Source organism: Brevibacterium spongiae, assembly GCF_026168515.1.
In the GTDB taxonomy this organism is placed as follows: domain Bacteria; phylum Actinomycetota; class Actinomycetes; order Actinomycetales; family Brevibacteriaceae; genus Brevibacterium; species Brevibacterium spongiae.
Genome location: NZ_CP093443.1, coordinates 2,206,580 through 2,228,140, shown reverse-complemented (window position 1 = coordinate 2,228,140; position 21,561 = coordinate 2,206,580). Strand labels below are relative to the sequence as shown.

General features: G+C 67.7%; 23 protein-coding genes. All 23 read left to right on the top strand.

The features are described from left to right. The first annotated feature begins 15 nt into the window (after nucleotides 1–15). Nucleotides 16–579, top strand: a complete 564-nt coding sequence (gene gmk / locus L1F31_RS10135) for a guanylate kinase (RefSeq protein WP_265417182.1) — start codon at nucleotides 16–18, stop codon at nucleotides 577–579. Further along, nucleotides 580–927 (top strand): DNA-directed RNA polymerase subunit omega, encoded by a 348-nt coding sequence (gene rpoZ, locus L1F31_RS10130; protein ID WP_265417181.1) that lies wholly within the window; start codon nucleotides 580–582, stop codon nucleotides 925–927. It begins immediately after the preceding gene. Beyond that, nucleotides 924–2,228, top strand: a complete 1,305-nt coding sequence (locus L1F31_RS10125) for a bifunctional phosphopantothenoylcysteine decarboxylase/phosphopantothenate synthase (protein WP_265417180.1) — start codon at nucleotides 924–926, stop codon at nucleotides 2,226–2,228. The genes rpoZ and L1F31_RS10125 overlap by 4 nt, the downstream gene beginning before the upstream one ends. Then, nucleotides 2,225–3,430, top strand: a complete 1,206-nt coding sequence (metK, locus tag L1F31_RS10120; RefSeq protein ID WP_265417179.1) for a methionine adenosyltransferase — start codon at nucleotides 2,225–2,227, stop codon at nucleotides 3,428–3,430. The genes L1F31_RS10125 and metK overlap by 4 nt, the downstream gene beginning before the upstream one ends. 15 nt (nucleotides 3,431–3,445) lie before the next feature. After that, nucleotides 3,446–5,554: a primosomal protein N' family DNA-binding protein gene (locus L1F31_RS10115; protein WP_265417178.1), complete on the top strand. Its 2,109-nt coding sequence runs from the start codon at nucleotides 3,446–3,448 to the stop codon at nucleotides 5,552–5,554. A 29-nt stretch (nucleotides 5,555–5,583) separates the two neighbouring features. Further along, the gene (locus tag L1F31_RS10110) at nucleotides 5,584–6,519 is read left to right on the top strand and encodes a methionyl-tRNA formyltransferase (protein ID WP_265417177.1); all 936 of its coding nucleotides are present in this window, start codon (nucleotides 5,584–5,586) and stop codon (nucleotides 6,517–6,519) included. A 5-nt stretch (nucleotides 6,520–6,524) separates the two neighbouring features. Next, nucleotides 6,525–7,994 (top strand): RsmB/NOP family class I SAM-dependent RNA methyltransferase, encoded by a 1,470-nt coding sequence (locus L1F31_RS10105; RefSeq protein WP_265417176.1) that lies wholly within the window; start codon nucleotides 6,525–6,527, stop codon nucleotides 7,992–7,994. Nucleotides 7,995–7,997: 3 nt separating this feature from the next. Then, nucleotides 7,998–8,660, top strand: coding sequence for a ribulose-phosphate 3-epimerase (gene rpe, locus L1F31_RS10100; protein WP_265417175.1), 663 nt, complete (start codon nucleotides 7,998–8,000; stop codon nucleotides 8,658–8,660). Between the two features lie 49 nt (nucleotides 8,661–8,709). Beyond that, entirely contained in the window at nucleotides 8,710–9,375 is a 666-nt protein-coding gene (locus tag L1F31_RS10095; RefSeq protein ID WP_265417174.1) for a nicotinamide mononucleotide transporter family protein, read from the top strand. A gap of 57 nt (nucleotides 9,376–9,432) precedes the next feature. After that, a complete protein-coding gene (locus L1F31_RS10090; protein ID WP_265417173.1) occupies nucleotides 9,433–9,696 on the top strand; it encodes a phosphoribosyl-ATP diphosphatase in 264 nt (87 codons plus the stop codon). A 51-nt stretch (nucleotides 9,697–9,747) separates the two neighbouring features. Then, entirely contained in the window at nucleotides 9,748–10,587 is an 840-nt protein-coding gene (gene hisG, locus L1F31_RS10085) for an ATP phosphoribosyltransferase (protein ID WP_265417172.1), read from the top strand. Continuing rightward, nucleotides 10,568–11,029 (top strand): PH domain-containing protein, encoded by a 462-nt coding sequence (locus L1F31_RS10080; RefSeq protein ID WP_265417171.1) that lies wholly within the window; start codon nucleotides 10,568–10,570, stop codon nucleotides 11,027–11,029. Before hisG ends, L1F31_RS10080 begins: the two co-directional genes overlap by 20 nt. A gap of 2 nt (nucleotides 11,030–11,031) precedes the next feature. Continuing rightward, complete coding sequence (locus L1F31_RS10075) at nucleotides 11,032–12,237, top strand: CaiB/BaiF CoA transferase family protein (protein ID WP_265417170.1); 1,206 nt, start codon at nucleotides 11,032–11,034, stop codon at nucleotides 12,235–12,237. An 11-nt stretch (nucleotides 12,238–12,248) separates the two neighbouring features. Further along, nucleotides 12,249–13,751: a carboxyl transferase domain-containing protein gene (locus tag L1F31_RS10070; RefSeq protein ID WP_265417169.1), complete on the top strand. Its 1,503-nt coding sequence runs from the start codon at nucleotides 12,249–12,251 to the stop codon at nucleotides 13,749–13,751. A gap of 9 nt (nucleotides 13,752–13,760) precedes the next feature. Continuing rightward, nucleotides 13,761–14,525: an imidazole glycerol phosphate synthase subunit HisF gene (gene hisF, locus L1F31_RS10065; RefSeq protein WP_265417168.1), complete on the top strand. Its 765-nt coding sequence runs from the start codon at nucleotides 13,761–13,763 to the stop codon at nucleotides 14,523–14,525. After that, nucleotides 14,522–14,878, top strand: coding sequence for a phosphoribosyl-AMP cyclohydrolase (hisI, locus tag L1F31_RS10060; RefSeq protein ID WP_265417167.1), 357 nt, complete (start codon nucleotides 14,522–14,524; stop codon nucleotides 14,876–14,878). The genes hisF and hisI overlap by 4 nt, the downstream gene beginning before the upstream one ends. Beyond that, a complete protein-coding gene (gene trpE, locus L1F31_RS10055) occupies nucleotides 14,787–16,451 on the top strand; it encodes an anthranilate synthase component I (RefSeq protein ID WP_429860921.1) in 1,665 nt (554 codons plus the stop codon). The genes hisI and trpE overlap by 92 nt, the downstream gene beginning before the upstream one ends. Nucleotides 16,452–16,458: 7 nt before the next feature. Then, a complete protein-coding gene (locus tag L1F31_RS10050) occupies nucleotides 16,459–16,971 on the top strand; it encodes a Trp biosynthesis-associated membrane protein (protein ID WP_265417165.1) in 513 nt (170 codons plus the stop codon). A gap of 96 nt (nucleotides 16,972–17,067) precedes the next feature. After that, nucleotides 17,068–17,337, top strand: coding sequence for an HGxxPAAW family protein (locus L1F31_RS10045; RefSeq protein ID WP_265417164.1), 270 nt, complete (start codon nucleotides 17,068–17,070; stop codon nucleotides 17,335–17,337). After that, nucleotides 17,334–18,131: an indole-3-glycerol phosphate synthase TrpC gene (trpC, locus tag L1F31_RS10040; protein ID WP_265417163.1), complete on the top strand. Its 798-nt coding sequence runs from the start codon at nucleotides 17,334–17,336 to the stop codon at nucleotides 18,129–18,131. Before L1F31_RS10045 ends, trpC begins: the two co-directional genes overlap by 4 nt. 141 nt (nucleotides 18,132–18,272) lie before the next feature. Continuing rightward, on the top strand, nucleotides 18,273–19,487 hold the full coding sequence (gene trpB, locus L1F31_RS10035; RefSeq protein WP_265417162.1) for a tryptophan synthase subunit beta: 1,215 nt from the start codon (nucleotides 18,273–18,275) through the stop codon (nucleotides 19,485–19,487). Beyond that, nucleotides 19,484–20,275: a tryptophan synthase subunit alpha gene (gene trpA / locus L1F31_RS10030; protein ID WP_265417161.1), complete on the top strand. Its 792-nt coding sequence runs from the start codon at nucleotides 19,484–19,486 to the stop codon at nucleotides 20,273–20,275. Before trpB ends, trpA begins: the two co-directional genes overlap by 4 nt. Then, entirely contained in the window at nucleotides 20,272–21,423 is a 1,152-nt protein-coding gene (locus L1F31_RS10025) for a prolipoprotein diacylglyceryl transferase (RefSeq protein WP_265417160.1), read from the top strand. The genes trpA and L1F31_RS10025 overlap by 4 nt, the downstream gene beginning before the upstream one ends. The last annotated feature ends 138 nt before the right edge of the window (nucleotides 21,424–21,561 follow it).

The window sequence follows — 21,561 nt, the reverse complement described above, 5'->3', positions numbered from 1 at the left end:
GACAACCTCAGATCTGTGAATAATCGACTCACCGTCCTCGCGGGCCCGACCGCCGTCGGAAAAGGCACCATCAGCACGTACATCCGACAGAACCACCCCGAGGTCTGGTTCTCCGTGTCCGCCACCACGCGGCCCAGACGACCCGGCGAAGTCGATGGTGTCCATTATCACTTCCTCTCCGACGATGACTTCGACGCGCTCATCGCCGACGATAAGCTGCTCGAATACGCGGTCGTCCACGGTCGGCACCGCTACGGCACACCGTCCGCTCCTGTGGAGGCGAAGCTCGCAGCCGGAGTCCCGGCACTGCTCGAGATCGATCTGCAGGGAGCCCGGCAGGTCAAGGAGAAGATGCCCGACGCCCGGTTCGTCTTCCTCGCCCCGCCCAGCTGGGACGAACTCGTGTCCCGACTCACCGGGCGCGGCACCGAAACCGCCGAGGAGCAGGAGCGCCGATTGGCCACCGCGAAACGCGAACTCGCCGCCGAATCCGAGTTCGACGTCACCATCGTCAATGACCACGTTCGCACTGCGGCCGAAGAACTCCTATCATTGATGGGTATATCCACTTCCGATTAGATGGGAATCTCCTTGCCCGCACAGCCCGAAGGCATCACCAATCCTCCGATCGACGATCTGCTCAGCGTCACCGGTTCGAAGTACGAACTCGTCTCGATCGCGGCTAAGCGCGCCCGGCAGATCAATTCCTACTACGCTCAGCTGCAGGAGGGACTCCTCGAAAACGTCGGTCCCCTCGTCACGCCGGGCACCAACGAGAAGCCGCTGTCGATCGCTCTGCGCGAAGTCAACGAGTCGAAGATCGTCGCCCGCGAGGTCTCCGAAGCCGACTTCATCCAGGCCGCACCCGAGGCCGAGGCTCCCGCACCAGTGAGCAACGACGGCGCGATCGACTTCAGCGACCAGTGAGAACCGTACTCGGCGTCGCCGGTGGGATCGCCGCCTACAAGGCGGCACACATCATCCGGCGACTCCGAGAGCTCGACCACAGCGTCAAGGTCGTCCCCACGGCCAATGCGCTGAACTTCGTCGGCGCACCCACGTTCGAGGCCCTGTCCGGCCAGACCGTGACCACCGACGTCTTCGATGAGATCGACACCGTCAACCATGTCCGCATCGGACAGGACGCCGAACTCGTCATCATCGCCCCCGCGACCGCGAACATCATCGCGAAGATCGCTGCGGGAATCGCCGACGACCTGCTCACTGCGACCGTGCTCACCACCACCGCCGAGGTGGTCGTGGCACCGGCCATGCACACTGAGATGTGGCAGAATCCGGCCACCGTCGCGAACATCGCGACCCTGCGTGCCAGGGGAGTGCACGTCCTCGATCCGGCGATCGGACGGCTGACAGGACCCGACTCCGGTCCCGGGCGGCTGCCCGAACCCGAGGACATCGTCGCCTACGCGCTGTCCGTCACCGAGGCGGCAGGTGCGAGCGCGGCAGAGCCCGGCACGTTCTCCGCTGAGTCGAACACGTCGACTGCGGAGACCGGCCCTGGTTCCGACAGCCTGACCGGCCGCCGCATCGTCATCAGCGCCGGCGGCACCCGCGAGGCCCTCGACCCGGTCCGCTTCCTCGGCAATCGGTCCTCGGGCAAACAGGGCATCGCCCTGGCCAAGGCCGCTCACGCCGCCGGAGCAGAGGTCGAACTCGTGGCCGCGAACATCGACTCCGGACTGCTGTCCGACCTGCCCGCAGGAATCACGATCACCCCGGTCGAATCGACCCTCGAGCTGCAGACGGCGATGCACGCCTCACAGCCGGCCGCCGATGCGCTCATCATGGCCGCAGCCGTCGCCGACTTTCGGCCGGCTGAGACCACCGGTTCGAAGATGAAGAAGACCGGCGACGACGGTCTCACCCTGCGCCTCGTGCAGAACCCCGACATCCTCCGCGGCCTCGTCGACGAGCGAGTCGGCGCCCAGATCATCGTCGGCTTCGCCGCCGAGACCGGAGACGCACAGTCCACCGCACTCGACTACGCCCGCGCGAAGTTCGCACGCAAAGGCGTCGATCTGCTCGTGTTCAACGACGTCTCGAACGACCGAGCCTTCGGCCACGACCACACCGCGGTCCAGATCATCGGTTCCGCTGACGGCCAGACCACGATCGGTGAGGAATTCCAGGGCTCGAAGGACGATGTTTCACAAAAGGTCATCGCGGCCCTGACCGAACAGCTCACTGACTTAGAATCGACACCGTGACTCAATCAAATCTGCGTTTCTTCTCATCCGAGTCCGTCACCGAGGGACATCCCGACAAGATCTGCGACCAGATCAGCGATGCGGTGCTCGACGACCTGCTCCGCCAGGACCCCAACGCGAAGGTGGCCGTGGAGACCATGGTCACCACCGGACTCGTGCACGTCGCCGGCGAGGTCAACACGGCCGCTTACGCCGATGTCGCCGGGATCGTGCGCAGCCTCATCACCGGGATCGGCTACGACTCCTCGGACACCGGGTTCGACGGCCACTCGTGCGGAGTGTCCGTGTCGATCGGCAGCCAGTCCACGGACATCCACTCCGGAGTCACCAACCCGCTGGACTTCCGCGAAGCCGTCGCCTCCGACGACCACGGGACCAGCCTCGGCGCCGGGGACCAGGGTCTGATGTTCGGCTACGCCGACAACTCCACCGACGTCCTCATGCCGCTGCCGATCCACTTGGCCTCTCGGATGGCCGAACAGCTCTCGGCCGTGCGCAAGTCGGGCCAGCTGGACTACCTGCGCCCCGATGGGAAGACCCAGCTGACGCTCGGCTACGACGGCGACGAAGCCGTGACGATCGAGAACGTCGTCGTGTCGACCCAGCACTCCGCTGACACCAGCCAGGCCCAGCTGCACTCCGAGATCCGTGAACTCGTCATCGACCCGGTCATCTCCGCATCGGGTCTGGACACGACAGGGGCGAACATCCACATCAACCCCGCCGGACCGTTCGTCACGGGCGGACCGATGGGCGATGCCGGGCTGACCGGGCGCAAGATCATCGTCGACACCTACGGCGGCTTCTCCCGCCACGGCGGCGGGGCCTTCTCCGGCAAGGATCCCTCGAAGGTCGACCGTTCGGCCGCATACGCGATGCGGTGGGTGGCGAAGAACGTCGTCGCCGCCGGACTCGCCGACCGTGCCGAGGTGCAGGTGTCCTATGCCATCGGCCGCGTCGACCCGATGGGCCTCTACGTCGAGACCTTCGGCACCGAGAAGGTCGACCCGCACAAGATCTCCGCCGCCATCCGTGAGGTCTTCGACCTCCGCCCGGCGATGATCATCCAGGAACTCGACCTGCTCCGGCCGATCTATTCGCAGACCTCGACTTACGGCCACTTCGGCCGCCCGCTTCCGGACTTCACCTGGGAGGTCACGGACCGCGCCGACGACCTGCTGCGCGCCGTGTCCGCACACTGAGCCGGGCGTTCCAGAGTGGACGAGCCCCTTCCCATCGACACCGGCACCTCGGCCGAAGGCCAGGTGCCGTTGGCGTCCGAGAATCCGGTTGCCAGGGTCCTCATCGACCATCCCGTCCCACACCTGGCGCGGACGTTCGACTATGCGGTTCCTGAGAAGCTCGCCGAGGCGGCCCTGCCCGGGGTGCGTGTGCGCGTGAAGTTCGCCGGTCGGCTCCGGGACGGCTACCTGCTGGAACGCGTCGACTCCTCCGACCACGTCGGTCCGCTGGCGACGATCCAAAGGCTCAGCGGTCCTGTGCAGGTCCTCGGACCCGAGCTGCTCGCCCTGTGCGAAGCCACGGCACGCCGCTACGGGGGGACGCTGGCCGATGTGCTGCGCTTGGCGATTCCGCCCCGCCACGCCCGCGGTGAGAAGGCAGTCCTCAAGGCCGCACAGACTCCGGCCGCACAGACTCCGGCCGCACAATCCACGGCCGCACAGACCGATGCCGGGCAGACCTCCGCCGAGGAGACTGAGGCCGGACCAGCGGGGGACGGCACGGACACCGGACCTGAGGCGGATCTGCTCGGCCGCCTCGGCGAATGGGTTCTCAGCTCTGAGACCGAACCGCGGCAGACGGACCCTGCCGCGGCACCGCCCCGCCGTCGGGCACTGGCCGCCACCCCCGGGCCGACGCCCGGGCTGAGCTGGATCCGGGCCGGGCTGGAGGCGGCCAGGGCGACCCTCGAGGCAGGGAAGTCCGTGCTGTGGCTCGTGCCCGACCACCGTGAGCTCCTCGTTCTGCAGGCGAGTCTGACCGCCGCGAATCTCACCGACTTCTCCGTCCTCAGCGCCGATCAGTCACCCGAACAGCGGTGGCAGGCATGGCTGCGCGGCCTGCTCGGGCACACCCGCATGACCATCGGCACACGCGCCGCCGCCTTCGCTCCGCTCACCGAGCTCGGCCTCATCATCTGCACCGACGACGCCAACCGCAGCTATCTCGACCAACATGCGCCCTACCCGCACGCCCGCGAGGTCAGCCTCCTGCGTTCGACGATCGAAGACACCGAACTGCTCTTCGTCTCCACCGACCGCAGCGCCGAGGTGCAGCGCCTCGTCGAGATCGGATGGCTGAGCGACATCACCCCGACCGGGCCCGCACGACGCCACGCCGCTCCCGTCGTCTTCGTCCCCGACGAAGACCGCGACCCCTTCGCCTGGCAGCGCATCCCCAGCCGGGCCTGGCAGATCATGCGCACGGCGCTGCGCCCGCGACCGCGCGACGGCGGAGTGCCCGGACCCGTGCTCGTCCAAGTGCCCCGCTCCGGCTATTATCCAGTGTTCGCCTGCGCCCGCTGCCAGGAAGTGGCCCGCTGCCCCCGCTGCCAGGAGACACTGACCACGCAGTCGGAGGTCGGCCCCTTCGCCTGCCGCTCCTGCGGATACCACTCGGAGACCTTCAGCTGCGCGCGATGCCGGTCGAACCAGGTGCGCTCCATCGTGCGCGGGCGGGCCCGCACGGTCGAGGAGCTGCGTCGAGCGCTGCCCGATACGGAGATCGTCGAATCCGGGGGAGACGACATCACCACCGTCCTCGACGAGACACCGCGACTCGTCGTCGCCACCACCGGTGCCGAACCCTATGTGATCGGCGGCTACGCGGCAGCGATCCTACTCGACTCGCTGTGGCCGGGACCGTGGATGCGCTCGGTCGATGAGAGCGTGGCCAGGCGACTGCGCGCGGCAGCTCTCGTGCGCTCCCGCGATGAGGGCGGAACCGTCTACCTCGGCGACGAGGACGAGGTCATCCGCTCGACCCTGACCGCATTCGACCCGGCCACCGCGATGTCGCGCCAACTGGCCGACCGGAAGGTGCTCGGATTCCCTCCCTACCGGCGCATCCTCGAACTCACCGGAGCCGGTGCCGATATCGACGCCGTCCTGGCCGAGCTGAGCGAAGTGGGCGAACTCGACGAGCTGCTGCGTGAGGAAGCCGAAGACGGTCAGCGCAGCGTCAGCGCATACCCGATCGCCGCCGGCGACAGGGTCGGCTCACGCGTGGCGGAGATCACCGCATCCCGTTCGGCGAAGAAGCAGCCGCAGGTCCGTGTGCGCATCGACGATCCCCGGTCGCTGTGACGGCTCGGCAACACAGTAGAATCCGAGGAGTGGATATCGTCTTCGCTGGAACTCCGGATGTCGCAGTTCCCGCCCTTGAAGCCCTCGCCGGATCCGAGCACCGCATCCGCGCGGTGCTCACCCGACCCGACGCCCCGGTCGGACGCAAACGGGTGCTGACCCCCTCACCGGTGAAGACCCGGGCGCTCGAACTCGGCCTCGACGTCATCGAAGCCGACCGCCTGCGCGGAGACGTCATCGCCGAACTGCGCGCCCTCGAGGTCGACGCCGTCGCCGTGGTGGCCTTCGGCGCCATCGCCGGACCCGCCGCGCTGGCCACCGCCCGGCTGGGCTGGTTCAATCTCCATTTCTCACTCCTGCCGGCCTACCGCGGAGCCGCACCCGTGCAGAGGGCGCTCATCGACGGAGCCCGGCGCAGCGGAGTCAGCGTGTTCCGCATCGATGAGGGCATGGACACCGGTCCCGTGCTGCGGAGACTCGAACTCGACCTCGACCACCCTGATGTCGCAGCAGCGCTGGATGACTATGCCCGGCGCGGGGCGCCCGAACTCGTCGCCGCCATGAACGACCTGGCCGCCGGCACCGCGGTCGAGACCCCGCAGACCGGTGCGGCCAGCCATGCGGAGAAGATCACCGTCGCCGACGCCCATCTCGACCTGGCGTCCCCGGCAGCTCGAGTCATCGACCGTGCCCGCGGCACCAGCCCGGCACCCGGCCCCTGGGTCGAGTTCGGCGGGAAGCGCACCAAACTCTTCGGACTCGCCGCGCCGCCCGACGGCATCGACGCAGCCGGCGAGGCCCCGGTGGGCACCCTGACGAGCTGGAACAAGACCCCGGTCCTGCGCTGCGGCGACGGATGGGTCACAGTTGCGGAGATCCAACCCTTCGGCAAACCCCGGATGGCCGCCGCAGACTTCCTGCGCGGTCACGGCGACATCACCTTCGACCCCCATCAGGAAGCATAAGAGCCATGGCCGAGTCATCAGGCACCAACGGGGCCCCGGACGGACGCCGTCGCGGCGACCGCAGAGCCCCACGACGGGACGAGCGCAGAGCCCCACGAGACGAGCGCAGCGGAAAGAATCTGCCCCGTCGCATCGCCTGGGAAGTGCTGCTCGACGTGGCGACGAAGGACGCGTATGCGAACCTGCTCCTGCCGGCGAAGCTCGCTCGCACCCACATGGCCGCTCAGGACGCCGCCTTCACCACCGAGCTGACCTACGGTGCGCTGCGGCGCCAGAAGTTCTACGACGCCGTCATCGAGATCGCCTCCTCCCGGTCGATCGACGCCATCGATCCCGAGCCCCTGGCCGCGATGCGCCTCGGCGCCCACCAGCTGCTGTCGATGCGCGTACCCGACCATGCGGCCCTGTCAGAGACCGTCGCCGTGGTCAAACGCTCGGCGCAGAAGACCGCCGGCTTCGTCAACGCAGTGCTGCGCCGCATCTCCGAGGCCACGGACGACGAGTGGCTGGCTCGGGTCACCGCGGACAGCGCGGACACGACACGTCTGGCGATCGCACACTCCCACCCCGAATGGATCGTCCGGGCATTGACCCAGGCACTGAAAGGCCACGAACGGGAAGCGGGTGAACTCGAGGCTCTGCTCGCCGCGGACAACGTTCCCGCGAAGGTCGGTGTCAGTGCATTGCCCGGACTCATCGATCGCTCCGAACTGCCCGGCGAGGCCACCGAACTCTCACCGATCGGCGTGACCTTGGACACTGCCGTGCCCCGCGATGTGCCGGCCGTGGCCGACGGGCGAGCCCGCGTCCAGGACGAGGGCTCGGCGCTGGTGGCCCTCGCACTGGCCGCAGTCGACGCCCCGGCAGGAATCTGGGCCGATCTGTGTGCCGGACCCGGCGGCAAGGCTGCCGTCCTCGCCTCGGTCGCCGCCGGTGACGGCACGAGGCTTGAGGCCTTCGACTCCAGCGAACACCGTGTCGAACTCGTCCGCGACTCCACTCAGGCACTCGAGAACGTCACCGCCGAAGTCCGCGACGGACGTCAGGCCCGCGGCCCGTATGCCAAGGTGCTCGTCGACGTGCCCTGCTCCGGGCTCGGCGCTCTGCGCAGGCGCCCCGAAGCCCGCTACCGCAGGCAGCCCTCGGACATCACTGCCCTGTCAGGACTGCAGAGCGAGCTGCTCGACTCCGCACTCGACGCGTGCGCGCCCGGGGGAGTGGTGGCGTATTCGACATGCTCACCTCACTTCGCCGAAACAGTGCTCATCGTCGACGACGTCCTGCGGCGACGCGCGAAGTCCGGGCGTGACGACGTCGAGATCCTCGACGCCCCGGCCGTGCTCGCGGAGATCACCGGCGCCGAGGCGGAATCGTTCGCCTCGGTCACCCGGGGTCAGGGCCGCTTCGCACAGCTGTGGCCCCATGTGCACAACACCGACGGAATGTTCCTGGCCCTCCTGCGAAAGGCGAAATGACCCATGGCAATCGACATCAATCCCTCCATCCTGTCCTCGGACTTCTCCGATCTGCGCGGTGAACTGGAGAAGATCAGCACCGCGGACATGGCTCATATCGACGTCATGGACAACCATTTCGTCCCCAACCTCACCTTCGGCCCTCCCGTCGTCGAACGGATCCAGGCGATCTCCCCGATCCCGCTCGACGCCCACCTGATGATCGCCGACGCCGATCGCAACGCACCTGTGTACGCAGAGATCGGGTGCGCCTCGGTGACCTTCCACGCCGAGGCGGCCGCCGCTCCCGTACGGCTGGCCAGGGAACTGCGCAAGCTCGGTGCCAAAGCCAGCCTCGCACTCAAGCCCGCGACCCCGATCGAGCCCTTCATCGACCTCCTCGGCGAATTCGACCAGATCCTCATCATGACCGTCGAACCCGGATTCGGCGGCCAGAAGTTCCTCGATGTGTGCCTGCCGAAGATCCGCCGCACGCGTGAGGCGATCTCGGCCTCCGGACTCGAGATCCGTCTGCAGGTCGACGGGGGAGTCTCGGCGTCGACGATCGACCGCGTCGTCGACGCCGGCGCCGACGTCCTCGTGGCCGGCTCCGCCGTCTACGGAGCCGAGGACGCGGCCGCGGCGATCAGCGAACTGCGCACCCTGGCCGCCGCCCACACCCACTGACCGAACCGGGCCGCGCACCACACGGCCCCTGACTGCAGAAGAGTCGCCGATGGACCTGTTCGACTGGCTGAACACCCCCGCATTCGAATTGCTGGGCAAGCCCGTGCCCTTCTCCGATCTGTTCGGCAATCTCTGCGCACTGGCCACTGTGGTGCTCGCACTGCGCCGCAACATCCTGTCCTGGCCGGTGCAGATCCTCGGCTCGATCCTGCTGTTCTCCGCGAGCGTGTCAGCCGGCCTCGGCGGCAACGCCTCCCGCCAGGTCGTCATCATCGTCGCAGCGGTCTGGGGATGGACCCAGTGGAGGAAGTCCCAGCAGACCTCCGGCGAGGTCGTCGTCCGGTGGGCGAGCTGGAAGGAGCGCGGACTGCTGCTCGCGGCCCTGCTCATCGGCACCGCTGCCTTCGGGTGGGTGCTCGCGCAGGGCGGATGGTCCTGGAACCCGTACCCCGATGCCTATATCTTCATCGGCTCGGTCGTGGCCATGTACGCCCAAGGTCGCGCCATCGTCGAATTCTGGTTCGTCTGGCTGGCCGTCGACCTCGTGGGCATCCCCCTGGCCGTGGCCGGAGGGCTCGTCTTCTCCGGAGCCGTCTACCTCTTCTTCCTCGTCATGGTCGTCGTCGGCCTCATCGACTGGGCGAAACGCTCGAAGCAGACGATCTCGGCACCGCACCGACCGGCCACCGACATCGGCCGCGACCCCGAGGACTGACCCGTGGCCATGAGACCCCGCATGCTCCACCCCGCAGCCATGCATTAGGCTGGTCGGGTGAAGACCTTTGAGACTCTCTACGCCGAACTCCAGCAGAAATCCATCGATCGACCGGCCGGTTCGAAGACCGTGGCCGAACTCGACGCCGGAGTCCATGCGATCGGCAAGAAGGTCGTGGAAGAGGCCGCCGAGGTGTGGATGGCCGCCGAATACGAATCGAAGGACGAGCTCGCCGAGGAGATCTCACAGCTGCTCTACCACGTGCAGGTGATGATGATCGCCAAGGGACTCACCCTCGACGACGTCAACACCCACCTCTGAGACGCTCCCCCGCGAACTCCGACCGATCACATCGAACTCCAAAGGGACCCCATGCTGCGTGTAGCCGTGCCCAACAAGGGCGCACTGTCCGAAGCCGCCTCCGACATGCTCAGCGAGGCCGGATACTCCACTCGACGCGGAACCAAGACACTCGTCCATCAGGACGAGGTCAACGGGGTCGAATTCTTCTACCTGCGTCCCCGCGACATTGCCGTCTACGTCGGCTCCGGCATCCTCGACGCCGGCATCACCGGTCGTGACCTGCTGCTGGAGTCGAAGGCCGAAGCCGACGAGGTCCTCGGACTCGGATTCGGAGCCTCCCGCTTCTTCTACGCCGGCACCGTCGGCAGCTTCACCTCCCCGGAGCAGCTGGCCGGGGCACGCATCGCCACGAGCTTCCCGAACCTCGTCGACGCCGACCTCGCCAAGCGCGGAATCGACGCGACGACGGTGCAGCTCGACGGCGCCATCGAAGTCTCGATCCAGCTCGGCGTCGCCGACGCCATCGCCGACGTCGTCGAGACAGGATCGACGCTGCGGGCGGCAGGACTGGAGACCTTCGGTGAGCCGCTGCTCGAATCCGAAGGCGTGCTCATCCAGCGTGCCGGCGCCGCAGAGCGCATCGAGGTGCTCAAACGCCGCCTCGAATCCGTGATGGTCGCCCGGCAGTACGTGCTCGTCGACTACAACATCGAAGAGCGCCTCGTTCCCGAAGCGATCTCGCTGACCCCGGGACTCGAATCTCCGACCGTCTCACCGCTGCAGGAGACCGGCTGGGTGGCAGTGCGCGTCATGGTCGAGGCGAAGGAAGTCAACAACGTGATGGACCGGCTCTACGGCGTCGGTGCCCGAGCGATTCTGGTGACGAACATTGGCGCCTGCCGAATCTGATCTGCGCGTCTTCCGGCCCCGACAGGTGCGCGTCATCGGCATCGTCGGCGCCATCGCCGTGACCCTGGGCTTCGCCGTCCTGTCCGTGGCTCTGCTCGTCGTGGACTGGGAACCCTGGACCGTGCTCGACATGGTATGGATGAACCTGTTGGGCATTCTCTTCGGAGCCGCCCTGCTGCGCATCGCGGACATCCAGGCCCGACCCAGCGAGACCGGACTCGTGGTCAAGAACATGGTGCGCACCCGGCACTTCGACTGGGGGCAGATCCTCGGCGTGAGTTTCTCACCCGTCGGCGACGATCCCTGGCCGCTGCTCGACCTCACCGACGGCACCACGTGCGCGGTGATGGCGATCCAGCATGCCGACGGGCCCCGCGCCCAAGAGGAGGTCGCACGATTGCGTATGCTCATCAGCAGAAGCACCCACTTCAAGGAGGATTAGGAATGGCGAACGAGACACCGGAGACCGCCACGGGACCGCTGACCGGCTACACCGTCATCGATCTCTCACGCGCCCTGGCGGGACCGCATGCGGGAATGATGTTCGGCGACCTCGGTGCACGAGTCATCAAGGTCGAGAACCCCGGCAAGGGCGACGACTCACGCTCCTGGGGGCCTCCCTTCGTCGGGCCCGCGGACGATCCGCAGGCCACCTACTTCTTCTCCTGCAACCGCAACAAGGAATCCATCGCCCTCGACCTCAAATCCGAGACGGGCAAGGACACACTCACCGGCCTCATCGAACGCGCCGATGTGCTCATCGAGAACTTCCGCACCGGCGTCCTCGACCGGCTCGGCTTCTCCACGGCCCGATGCCTGGAGATCAACCCGCGCCTGGTCATCCTCTCGATCACCGGCTTCGGCCACGACGGACCGGAAGCCTCCCGCGCCGGCTACGACCAGATCGCCCAGGGCGAAGCCGGACTCATGTCGCTGACCGGTTCCGGACCCGATGACATGCAGCGTGTGGGTGTGCCGATCGCCGACCTCCTGGCCGGCATCTACGGCTCGTACGGAGTGCTCGCCGCCCTGCTCGAACGCGAACGCACCGGCAAGGGCAAGGTCGTTCGCACCTCGCTCATCGCCGGCATGGTCGGCGTCCACGCCTTCCAGGGGACACGCGCCACCGTCGCCGGACAGGAACCGCAGCCCGGCGGCAACCACCACCCGTCGCTGTCCCCCTACGGTCTGTTCACCTGCCGTGACGGTGCCGTGCAGATCTCCGTGGGCAATGAGAACCTGTGGCAGAAGTTCTGCGCAGCCTTCGACATCGATCCCGCCACCGAGGGGATGGCCGACAACTCCGCCCGCGTGGAGAACCGTCCCGCAGTCATCGAACTCATCGAAGACCGGTTCTCAGCCTTCGACGCAGCCGATCTGCTCGCCAAGCTCACCGAGGCGGGAATCCCATCGGGCACCGTGCGCACCCTGCCCGAGGTCTACCAATGGGAGCAGGCGCTGAGCCAGGGCCTCAAGGTCTCCGTCGACCACCCGGTGCTCGGCGACATCGATCTGCCCGGACCCCCGCTGCGCTTCTTCGACGCCGAGAGCTCCGGCGAGGTCGAGACCACCCGCACCGCCCACGATGCACCTCCGCTGCTCGACGAGGACGCCGAGTCGATCGTGGCGTGGCTCGCCGACGGAAACTGAGGGGCGTGCCGATGCCACGACTGAACGCACACGAACTCGTCGACATCGTCCTCGACGGCGGCTCCTTCGTCTCCTGGGACACCACACCGATCCCGCCTGCGGGCGGAGTCTCCGCGGACTACGCGGCCGAACTCGCCGCGGCTGCCGAGAAATCCGGCGTCGACGAAGCCATCATCACCGGTGAAGGCACCATCGAAGGCCGTCGCGTGGCGGTCATCGCCGGCGAGTTCCGGTTCCTCGCCGGATCGATCGGCGTCGCCGCCGCCGAGCGCCTCGTCGACGCCATCGAACGGGCCACCCTCGAAGGACTGCCCCTGCTCGCGGGACCGGCCTCCGGGGGAACCCGGATGCAGGAGGGCACCATCGCCTTCCTGTCGATGGTGAAGATCACGAACGCCGTGGTCGCCCACCGCAAGGCCGGCCTGCCCTATCTCGTCTATCTGCGCCACCCGACCACCGGCGGTGTCTTCGCCTCCTGGGGCTCCCTGGGACACGTCACAGTGGCCGAACCCGGATCGCTCATCGGCTTCCTCGGCCCCCGAGTGTTCGAAGCCATCTACGGTGAGAAGTTCCCCGAGAACGTGCAGACGGGGGAGAATCTGCACAAAATGGGCATCATCGACGCCGTCATCGGGCCCGAACGCATCGCCGGCACCGTCTCACGCGTGCTCGACGTGCTCATGGGAGCCAAGGAGGTCCCGGCCCGGGTCCCCGATCCGGACACCGCACCGGCGACGGTCGACCCGGACTCAGACGCCTGGGCGGCGATCACGAGCTCCCGGCGTCCCGAACGCCCAGGCGTCCGCGACCTGCTGCGCACCGCCGCGAACACTGTGCTGCCGCTCAACGGCACAGGCGAAGGCGAAAAGGACCCGGGCCTGCTGCTGGCCCTGGCGAAGTTCGGCTCCGCCCCGTGCATCGTGCTCGGCCAGGACCGGTTCCGGCAGGACTCCCGCGCCCCGCTGGGACCGGCCGCGCTGCGCGAGGCCAGGCGCGGGATGCGTTTGGCCGGAGAGCTGCACCTGCCGCTCGTGACGATCATCGACACCCCCGGTGCGGCACTGTCGAAGGAAGCCGAAGAAGGCGGCATCGCCGGCGAGATCGCCCGCAGCCTCGCCGACCTCGCGAACCTCGACGCCCCCTCGGTGTCGGTCATCCTCGGCGAAGGGTCCGGTGGTGGCGCACTCGCGCTGATCCCGACCGACCGGGTCCTCAGCGCCGAACACGGATGGCTCTCGCCGCTGCCGCCCGAAGGCGCCTCGGCGATCGTCCACCGAACAACCGAGCGGGCAGCGGAGATGGCACAGAGCCAGGGCGTGCACGCGCCCATGCTCCAGGCCACCGGTGTCGTCGATCGGATCATCGCCGAGCATCCCGATGCCAGCGACGAACCGCTGGACTTCGTCGCTCGAGTCGGTGCGACACTCGAATTCGAACTCATTTCGCTGATGCGCGAACCATCGGGCCGTCGACTGGCCCGCAGGATGGATCGCTATCGGGGCCTGGGAATCTAGGAGAACTGCATGACAGCTGTCAGAGTCATCCCCTGTCTGGACGTCGACGGCGGACGCGTCGTCAAAGGCGTGAAGTTCGCCGATCTCAAGGACGCAGGGGACCCCGTGGAGCTGGCGAAGCGCTACGGAGCCTCAGGCGCCGACGAGCTCACCTTCCTCGACGTCACCGCCAGCAGCGGTGACCGCGAGACCGTCCACGACGTCGTGCGCGCCTGCGCCGAACAGGTCTTCATCCCGCTCACCGTCGGCGGGGGAGTGCGCAGCGTCGACGACGTCGACCGCCTGCTGCGCGATGGAGCCGACAAGGTCTCCGTGAACACCTCTGCAGTGGCGAACCCGAATCTGATCAGCGAGATCTCACGGCACTTCGGCAATCAGGTCCTCGTGCTCTCCCTCGACGCCCGGCGCACCCAGGGCGCGAGCACTGCCTCGGGCTTCGAAGTCACGACCCGCGGCGGACGCGAAGGCACCGGACGCTGCGCGATCGAGTGGATCCGCGAAGCCGCCGATCGCGGGGTCGGGGAGATCCTGCTCAACTCCATCGATGCCGACGGCACCAGGGAGGGCTTCGACCTCGAGCTCATCTCGGCCGCCCGCGCGGCCGTCGGTGTGCCGCTCATCGCCTCGGGCGGGGCCGGTGCGGTCGAGCACTTCGCCCCGGCCGTGGCCGCGGGAGCCGACGCCCTGCTGGCCGCAAGCGTCTTCCACTTCGGCACCCTGAGCATCGCCGAGGTCAAGGATGCGCTGCGCGCCGAAGGGATCGAAGTCCGATGAGCCGCGACGTCGACGCCACACCGGAGAACTGGCGCGAACTCATCCGCCCGAACTCCGATGGCCTCGTGCCCGTCATCGTCCAGGAGGCCACGAGCCGGGATGTGCTCATGGTCGCCTGGATGGACGTCGAGGCGGTCTCGCGCACCCTGGAGACCCGACGCGCCACCTACTGGTCACGGTCCCGACAGGAATACTGGGTGAAGGGAGAGACCTCGGGACACGTCCAGCACGTGCGCTCACTCAGCCTCGACTGCGACGCCGATGCCCTGCTGCTGCTCGTCGACCAGACCGGGCCCGCCTGCCATACGAACACCCCGACCTGCTTCACCGGAAGGACCATCAGTGCCGACTGAACCGACCGACCCGACGGCGAGCTCACAGGGGCTGCCGATCCGTCCCAGCCTCGAACAGTTCCGGGCCCTGGGCGCCCAGCACCGTCTCGTGCCCGTGCACACGCAGGTCCTCGCCGACTCCGAGACCCCGCTGAGCCTCTACCGCAAACTCACCGACGGCGGTCCCGGAAGCTTCCTCTTCGAATCCGCCGTCGCAGGCTCCTGGGCCCGGTACTCCTTCATCGGCTCCGCCCCCGTGGCCACCCTGATCTCGACCGATGACGGCTTCGACTGGACCGGCACCCCGCCGCTGGGCATCCCCACCGAAGGCGATGTGCTCGAGGCGGTGACCGCCACGCTCGAACTGCTCGCCGTGGGAGCCGACGAATCCGAGCTGCCGCCGATGGTCTCGAGCTTCGTCGGATACTTCGGCTGGGACATCATCCGCCGCTTCGAACGCCTCGGACCCCCACGTCCCAACGAGCACCACCTGCCGACGGTGCAGCTGATGATCCCCGGCGACATCGCCGTCTACGACCACTATTCGGGCATGGTCACCCTCGTGGCCAACGTCTTCAACGTCAACGGCACCGACGCCGGCATCGACGAGGCGCACGCCTCCGGAGTCGAACGCATCACCTCCATGCTCGACCGCCTGCGCCGCCCCAGCCCGGCCGACATCATCGACGTCCGCAGGGCCGACCCCGAGGTGACGCTGCGCACCGAACGCCAGGTCTACCTCGATGGGGTGGAGCAGGCGAAACAGGAGATCGTCGACGGCGAGATCTTCCAGGTCGTCATCGGGCAGCGCTTCGATACGCCGTGTGCTGCCGATCCGCTGAGCGTGTACCGGATGCTGCGGCATTCGAACCCGAGCCCGTTCATGTACCTGCTCAACCTCCACGACGACGAGGGAGAGCCGGTGAGCATCATCGGGTCCTCACCCGAAGCGCTCGTCACCGTCCGCTCCGGAGAGGTCGTCACCCACCCGATCGCCGGTTCGCGTCCCCGCGGAGCCACTCCGGAAGCCGATGACTCTCTGGCCCGCGAGCTGCTGGCCGATGAGAAGGAACGGGCCGAGCACCTCATGCTCGTCGACCTCGCCCGCAACGACCTCGCGAAGGTCTGCGAAGCCGGGACCATCGACGTCAGCGACTTCATGGACATCGTCCGCTACAGCCACATCATGCACATCTCATCGACAGTGCGCGGCGAACTCCGACCGGACATCGGCGCCGTCGACGTGCTGCGTGCGACCTTTCCCGCCGGCACCCTCTCGGGCGCGCCGAAGCCCCGTGCTCTGCAGATCATCGACGAACTCGAACCCATCGGGCGCGGCATCTACGGCGGAGTGGTCGGCTATCTGTCCTTCACCGGCGACCTCGACCTCGCGATCGCCATCCGCACCGGGGTGCTCCGGCAGGGCACGATGAGCGTCTACGCCGGAGGCGGCCTCGTCGCCGATTCGGTGCCCGAGACCGAATATCAGGAATCCGAGAACAAAGCCGCGGCAGTGCTGCGGGCCGCTGCTGCCGCGAACGCGCTCACTGCAGCAGCGGACCCAGAGTGCGGCGCGACCGCCAACCAGGAGTGATCTCACATTGTCGAAGTCACGCGGAGTCCTCATCGTCCTCGTCATCGCCGCCGCCCTGTGGGCGCTGACGATCTCTGCCTGGCAGGCCGGAGTCGGGTCAGACACGCTCGGACCGGCAGGCGTGGCCACCGTCACCGATGATTCGGCTTCGCAGGCCTCACCCGTCGCTACAGCCTGCGTGGCGATCATCGCCGTGACCGGACTGCTCGCGGCGATGCTCGGCCGGATCGGACGCTTCGTCGTGCTCGGGCTCGCCGCGGTCGCCGGGATCGGCTACGGAATCACCGCCCTCACCGCCGCCGCATCGCCGGGAGCGACCTCCTGGCCGATCATCGCCGCCGTGGCCGCCGGCATCGGCGTCATCGGCATCCTCTGGGTCGCGACCGCCTCGGCGCGATGGACGAACTCCAACCGCTACGCCCGCTCCGCCGAAGCAGGCGGCGAGGAATTCGACTCGGCCGCCACCTGGGACGCCCTCTCCCGAGGTGAGGACGTCGAAGACGACCCGGATTCGAAATGACCTTGTGACCGGGTCGGTGTCCGGTCGGCAGAAGAAGCGTGACACAATGGAGGAAAGATTCCACACGCGTGCCACGCAGTCACTCAAAGGAGCACCATGTCGCAGTCCCTCGCCCGCAACGGGGCCTCAGATCTCGACAAGTCCACGATCGACTACGCAGCGATCGCCGACCCCGGCCACGGAAACTCGGTGGCGGGTTGGACCGGCGTCATCATCATGCTCATCGGCGTCACCGTCGGCTGTGTGGGCTTCACCATCCACAACCCGACGATCACCTACGTCGCCATCGGCATCGTCGTGCTCGGCCTCATCGTCGGGATGATCCTGCGCGCAGTCGGTCTGGGCAACAAGCCGAAGAGCAAATGACGGTTCTGTCCGACATCGTCTCCGGCGTGCGCGAGGATCTGCAGACACGCCGGAACGAGGTGCCGCTGAATGAGATCATCGCGCGCGCCGAGGCGGCCGCTCCCGTCCGCAGCTTCGACCTCGACGTCGAATTCGGAGTCATCGCCGAGGTCAAGAGGAAGTCGCCCTCGCGCGGCGACCTCGCCCATATCCCGGACCCCGGCACCCTGGCCGGGCTCTACGCGGCCGGGGGAGCCCACGCCATCAGCGTGCTCACCGAGGCCCGCCGGTTCAACGGCAGCCTCGCCGATCTCGACTCGGTGCGCGCAGCCGTCGACATCCCGGTCCTGCGCAAGGACTTCATGGTCGACGAGTACCAGTTCTACGAGGCCCGGGCCCATGGAGCAGACCTCGTGCTGCTCATCGTCGCCGCCCTCGACCCGGTGCAGCTGCGCGACTTCCACGCCCTGGCCGCCGAACTCGGCATGACCGCACTCGTCGAGACCCACAATCGTGAGGAACTCGAGGTCGCGGCCGGACTCGATGCGCGGCTCATCGGAGTCAACACCCGCAACCTCAAAGATCTGAGCGTCGATACGGACCGATTCGCCCCCTTGGCCGAACTCGCACCCGCTGGCTGCACCCTCGTCGCCGAATCCGGCGTGGCCGGAGGCACCGAGGTCGCGAAGTACGCCGATGCCGGGGCCGACCTCGTCCTCGTCGGCGAAGCCCTCGTCACCGGCGGCCGTCCGCAGGCCGCGGTCGAGGAGTACACCGCCATCGGCCGTCAGCGCCGCGCAGTGTCCGCATCCTGAACCCTGCCCGCGTCGGCCGCCTGATGTGGCCGACGATGAGGCAATACCGCACCCATTCGGCCATCGTCCGGTCGAGGCCCGACCTCGAAACGAGCCCGGCCCCAACCGGACGAGACCACGAGGAGATCGAGAAGGACCGCAATGACCGATGTGAGCCAGGAGACCGGACCGTACTTCGGCGCGTTCGGAGGCAGGTTCATCCCCGAAGCCCTGATCCCCGCCCTCGATGAGATCGAAGAGACATGGCTCAAATCCCAGGTCGACCCGGCCTTCACCGAGGAGCTCCTCGACCTGCAGCGCAGCTACATCGGCCGCCCCTCACTGCTGACCGAGGCCGCCAGGTTCGCCCAGCACTGCGGAGGAGCACGAGTGTTCCTCAAACGCGAGGACCTCAATCACACGGGCAGCCACAAGATCAACAACGCCCTGGCCCAGGCTCTGCTGGCCAAGCGCATGGGCAAGACCCGCCTCATCGCCGAGACCGGAGCCGGACAGCACGGTGTCGCGACCGCGACCGCAGCGGCCCTGCTCGACATGGAGTGCGAGGTCTACATGGGTGAGGAAGACACCCAGCGGCAGGCCCTCAACGTCGCTCGCATGCGTCTGCTCGGAGCCACGGTCAACGCCGTGACCAACGGCACCCGCACGCTCAAGGACGCGATGAACGAAGCCATGCGCGACTGGGTGGCCAATGTGCAGGCAACCCACTACGTCATCGGCACCGTGGCCGGCCCCCACCCGTTCCCCGCGATGGTCCGCTCGTTCCAGAACGTCATCGGCGTCGAAGCCCGCGAGCAGATCGTCGAGGCGGCCGGACGGCTGCCGGACGCCGTGTGCGCCTGCGTCGGCGGAGGATCGAACGCGATGGGTCTCTTCGCAGCGTTCCTCGGCGACGCTGATGTGAAGATCTACGGCTTCGAAGCCGGCGGCGAAGGAATCGACTCCGGTCATCACGCCGCCCGGTTCTCCGGGGGCCGACCCGGTGTCCTCCACGGTTCGGCGACCTACATCCTCCAGGACTCCGATGGACAGACGCAGGCCTCACACTCGGTGTCGGCCGGTCTCGACTACCCCTCGGTCGGTCCCGAACACTCACACCTCCACGACACGGGGCGGGTGACCTACGAACCCATCGTCGACGACGAGGCGATGGAGGCCATGCGGCTGCTCTCACGCACCGAAGGCATCATCCCCGCGATCGAATCCGCTCACGCCCTGGCAGGAGCGATGAAGGTCGGTCGTGAACTCGGACCGGACGCAGTTCTGCTCGTCAATCTCTCCGGCCGCGGCGACAAGGACATGACCACAGCCGCCAAATGGTTCGACTACATCGATGAAGGGGCGGTGCAGGTATGACGCACTCCGGTCCACGCACAGGCACGACTCTCGATTCCGTCGCCGAGGCCGGACGCAAGGCCGCCCTCATCGGCTACCTGCCCGTCGGCTTTCCCAGCGTCGAGGGATCGATCGAGGCCATGGTCGAACTCGTCCGCAACGGCGTCGACATCGTCGAGGTCGGGGTGCCGTACTCCGATCCCGGAATGGACGGCCCCGTCATCCAACGCGCCGCCGAGGCGGCCCTCGAGGCCGGAGTGCGCACGAAAGACGTATTCAGGGCCGTCGAGGCGATCGCCGACGCCGGCGGCACCGCAGTGGTCATGAGCTACTGGAACCTCGTCCTGCAATACGGTGTGCGTGACTTCGCCCGCGACCTCGATGCGGCCGGCGGCGGCGGAATCATCACCCCCGATCTCATCCCCGATGAGGCCGGAGACTGGCTGGCCGCCTCCGACGAGTACGACCTCGACCGCATCTTCCTCGCCGCGCCGTCGTCGACGCCCGAACGGCTCGCGACGATCGTCTCCGGCACCCGCGGATTCGTCTATGCCGCGTCGACGATGGGCGTCACCGGCGTCCGTTCCGAAGTCGACTCCCATGCCCGCGACCTCGTCGCCCGTCTGAAGGAAGCCGGCGCCGAACGCGCCTGCGTCGGACTCGGCGTGTCCTCTCGCGAGCAGGCCGCCGAAGTCGCCGAATACGCCGACGGTGTCATCGTCGGCTCCGCCCTCGTCCGTGCGCTCGACGCCGACGGCGTGCCCGGGCTGGGCCGTCTCGCCGCAGAGCTCGCCGAAGGGTGTGCATGAGCTTCAGTCCGGCTTGGCTCGTCTTCACCGTCCTCGGACTCGGACTCGCCCTGTGGATGACGGGCATCCAGTGGCGTGCCCGCGGCGGTCATAAGGGCGACCTGTGGGCGATCACGGTCATCGGTGTGCCCGCCGCCATCGTCGGCGGACGCATCGGGCATGTGCTCTCGGCTCCTGACACGTACTTCGGGTCCGGCGGCAGTCCCTTGCGGCTCCTCGCCCTCTGGGACGGCGGCTTCAGCTTCTGGGGTGCCCTCATCCTCGGACTGGTCTCCGTGTGGGTGCTCACCCGTTACCAGGGGATCCGCTTTCTGCCGCTGCTCGACTCCGTCGCTCCCGGTCTCATCCTCGGCCATGTCGCCGGGGCCTTCAGCGACTGGTTCGACGGACGACTCGAACTTGCCACGGTGCTGGCCGAATCGGTGTGGAATCTGTTGGCCTGCATCGTCCTCATCGTCGTGGCCAAACGGCTGCGGCTCGGCTATGGGCAGGTCTTCGCCCTCTACCTCGTCCTGTTCGGACTCGGCCGGATCCTGCTCGAGGCCCTGCGCATCGGCACCCCGGCCGCCGAGACCGCCCGACTGCTCCTCGGCCTGCCGCTCAACGTCTGGACGGCGGTGGCGACACTGCTCGTCGGGTTCGTCTGGATCGTCGTCTCCCGTCTGCGACATCGCACCCAGGAGACTGGCGTCTATACCCATGGCGCCCGCACGCTGCTGCGTCGCCATCGGCGCGGCAAGCACACCTTCGAGGTCAACGCGGCCAATATCGACGCTGCCGGCGTGCCCGTCCATCCACAGCAGATTCCTGCGACCCCGCAGGCCGACGCGGACGCCGGCCCTCGGCAGAGCGCCGGCGCGGAACCGGCCGGTGCGGCCGGTGTGGAATCCGCCAGCGCGGCCGGTGCTGCCGATGCGGCCGGTGCTGCCGAGGAAGAGTCGGGCATCGACCTCAGCGGTCGTCACAGCTTCGGATTCTTCGGAGCGGTCACCTCGGCGATCTCGATCGTGCCCGACGTGAGGGGTGCGTCCGGGGCCGATGTCCGTGGTGCCTCAGGGCCCGACGTTCGTGGTGCCTCCGGGACCGAATCGCGGGCGGAAGCAGGGCCGGACCGACCGCAGAACACAGCGGGTCCGTCCGAGCGCTGAGACGAATTGGTTCGCACTTCGTTCCTTTCCCCATTTTCAAAAATTGTTGCACAGGGTGTAAGTTGATACTCCGGCTGTGAGAGCGATCTCACAGACGAGCCCGGAGGGGAAGCTTTCGGGTACGCCCAGGCCGCAGAG

Coding starts and splice junctions, on each gene's coding strand:
- trpB (WP_265417162.1), top strand. CDS start 18,273: ATGACCGATGTGAGCCAGGAGACCGGACCGTACTTCGGCGCGTTCGGA.
- L1F31_RS10025 (WP_265417160.1), top strand. CDS start 20,272: ATGAGCTTCAGTCCGGCTTGGCTCGTCTTCACCGTCCTCGGACTCGGA.
- trpA (WP_265417161.1), top strand. CDS start 19,484: ATGACGCACTCCGGTCCACGCACAGGCACGACTCTCGATTCCGTCGCC.
- L1F31_RS10045 (WP_265417164.1), top strand. CDS start 17,068: ATGTCGCAGTCCCTCGCCCGCAACGGGGCCTCAGATCTCGACAAGTCC.
- L1F31_RS10095 (WP_265417174.1), top strand. CDS start 8,710: ATGGACCTGTTCGACTGGCTGAACACCCCCGCATTCGAATTGCTGGGC.
- hisG (WP_265417172.1), top strand. CDS start 9,748: ATGCTGCGTGTAGCCGTGCCCAACAAGGGCGCACTGTCCGAAGCCGCC.
- L1F31_RS10105 (WP_265417176.1), top strand. CDS start 6,525: ATGGCCGAGTCATCAGGCACCAACGGGGCCCCGGACGGACGCCGTCGC.
- L1F31_RS10075 (WP_265417170.1), top strand. CDS start 11,032: ATGGCGAACGAGACACCGGAGACCGCCACGGGACCGCTGACCGGCTAC.
- trpC (WP_265417163.1), top strand. CDS start 17,334: ATGACGGTTCTGTCCGACATCGTCTCCGGCGTGCGCGAGGATCTGCAG.
- rpoZ (WP_265417181.1), top strand. CDS start 580: ATGGGAATCTCCTTGCCCGCACAGCCCGAAGGCATCACCAATCCTCCG.
- rpe (WP_265417175.1), top strand. CDS start 7,998: ATGGCAATCGACATCAATCCCTCCATCCTGTCCTCGGACTTCTCCGAT.
- trpE (WP_429860921.1), top strand. CDS start 14,787: ATGCCCTGCTGCTGCTCGTCGACCAGACCGGGCCCGCCTGCCATACGA.
- hisI (WP_265417167.1), top strand. CDS start 14,522: ATGAGCCGCGACGTCGACGCCACACCGGAGAACTGGCGCGAACTCATC.
- L1F31_RS10070 (WP_265417169.1), top strand. CDS start 12,249: ATGCCACGACTGAACGCACACGAACTCGTCGACATCGTCCTCGACGGC.
- hisF (WP_265417168.1), top strand. CDS start 13,761: ATGACAGCTGTCAGAGTCATCCCCTGTCTGGACGTCGACGGCGGACGC.